General features: G+C 51.3%; 2 protein-coding genes. Both read right to left on the bottom strand.

Annotation, left to right across the window (positions count from 1 at the left end):
- A partial coding sequence (locus ACLTD4_RS30570; RefSeq protein WP_412331812.1) for a response regulator occupies positions 1–248 on the bottom strand: 248 nt, incomplete at its 3' end.
- Positions 233–1,913 (bottom strand): sensor histidine kinase (locus ACLTD4_RS30565; protein ID WP_412331811.1); only part of this gene is annotated, 1,681 nt, incomplete at its 5' end. The genes ACLTD4_RS30565 and ACLTD4_RS30570, both read right to left, overlap by 16 nt.

Below are 1,913 nucleotides of genomic sequence, written 5' to 3'. Positions count from 1 at the left end.
CTGATGATGATGTATTTTGCCTTAGGAAACCGGTGCGTGGCGGCTTCCAAAAACTGCATGCCGTTCATCACCGGCATTTTGATGTCCACAAGCACGATGTCAACCGGTGTCTGCTCCATAAAGTCGAGTGCGCTCTGACCGTCGGTTGCTTCAAACGGCGGATTAATCCCGTTTTCGTTCCACATGCCTAAAAACGAGATTGCCTGTCTTACGTGTTTTTCGTCGTCAATAATCAATGCGTTATACATGCGTCTGTCGTCTCCTCGTCTGTTAAATGAATGGTTATTACAGCTTCCGTCCGTATCCCGGGGCTGCTCCTTAAGCGCAGGGAAGCCCGGTCCCCGTAATAAATTTTTAACCGGGTGTTTAGATTGCGGAGTCCTATGTGTTCTCCGTTTGATACCAGCATGTCTCCGGCAGAAAAATCCGTGATAATGCGCTCGAGCGTGTCGGGAGGAATTCCGGGACCGTTATCCGTGACGGATATGATCAGGGAGCCCTGATCCAGCTGGACTTTCAGCTCCATACGAAGCTGCTTCATGCTCGTCTCAAGGCCGTGGCTGACCGAGTTTTCGATCAGCGTGAATATGGCCAGCTTGGGGATCATGATCCGGGAGACGTCGTCACCGGCCTCGATATCCGTGGAAAGGCGGTCCTCAAAGCGTGCCTTCAGCAGCAGAAGGTAATTGCGGACATACTGCACTTCCAGGCTGACGGGAACCAGAACAGACTCTTTAAACGCATATCGCAGGTTTGCAGCCAGAGCCTCGATCATTTTATAGATTTCCCGGTCTCCGGTTACGATGGTGCGTGACGAGATGACCTGCAGGGAGTTATAGAGAAAATGGGGATTGACCTGTGATTCCAGCGCCTGCAGTTTGGCGGTTTTCTCCCCCAGAGCCATGACGTAATTCTTCTGGATCAATTCGTCAATCTGTTGGATCATGGCGTTATAGCGATGGGCCAGCATCCGGGTTTCGTAGCTTCCTGTTTCTTCCAGCGTCGTTTTCAAGTCGCCCTTTCCTGCCTGATCCATTTGGCTGGAGAGCCGTTTTAGGGAACGGGTGAGCAGGTGGACCAGAAAGGCGATTGCCGTAATGGAGATGACCGTGGCCGTGATCAGTACGAGGAGGCTGATGTTTCTGCTGCTGATATTCTGGGCAGTCAGCGTATCGACGGAGATCAGCTTCGTGAGCAGCCAGTGGCCGTCTCTGGACAAATGGGTCACGCAGAGATATTCGTCATTGTGGAACATGATTGATTCCGGTTTTGCAGTATCCTCCGTGGAGAGGGGGAACACGGGCAGATCCGTAAGCTGCGGACTGTTGAGAAAGTAAGGGGTTCCGTCCTGATCCGACAGACGGAACAGGCTGCTTTTGTCCTGCCCTAAATCCTTGATTATGGAATTCATGATGCTCATGTCGCAGGTGGCTTCCACGACGGCGAGCGGCTTTTTCGTATAGGCGTTGATAATAACCCGGTAGATTCGGAGAAAGGGGGCGGAAGAGGCAAAGCTTTCTTCCGGATAACAGACATCCGGACGGTAAGGGGCGATACAGGAGTAGTCAGGGCTGGAGGCAGCAGCCAGAAACCAGTCTTCCTGTTCAATATTCGTTTCATGTGAGACCGAGACCTTCTTCGTATCACGGGAAAAACGGATCATGGTATCGTTTCGCAGCATATGTACGGAAATATCATACAGATCGTGGCGGGAATAGAACATGGCCTTCATATAGTTTCCCAGAGTTTCCTGCTCGATATAGCCGATGTCGGGGGACTCGATTATGGAAAGAATTCCGCTGTCCATGCGGACATTCAGTGTAAAATTCTTAAGCTCCGCGATGTAGGTCTCGAACCCGTTGTTAAACTGCTCCAGTATAATTTCATTGGACCGGACCGCATTCGTGCGGATG

It is taken from the genome of Hungatella sp. (assembly GCF_046966825.1).
Note: the sequence above shows the minus strand (reverse complement) of the source record. Positions and strands in the feature narration are given on the sequence as shown.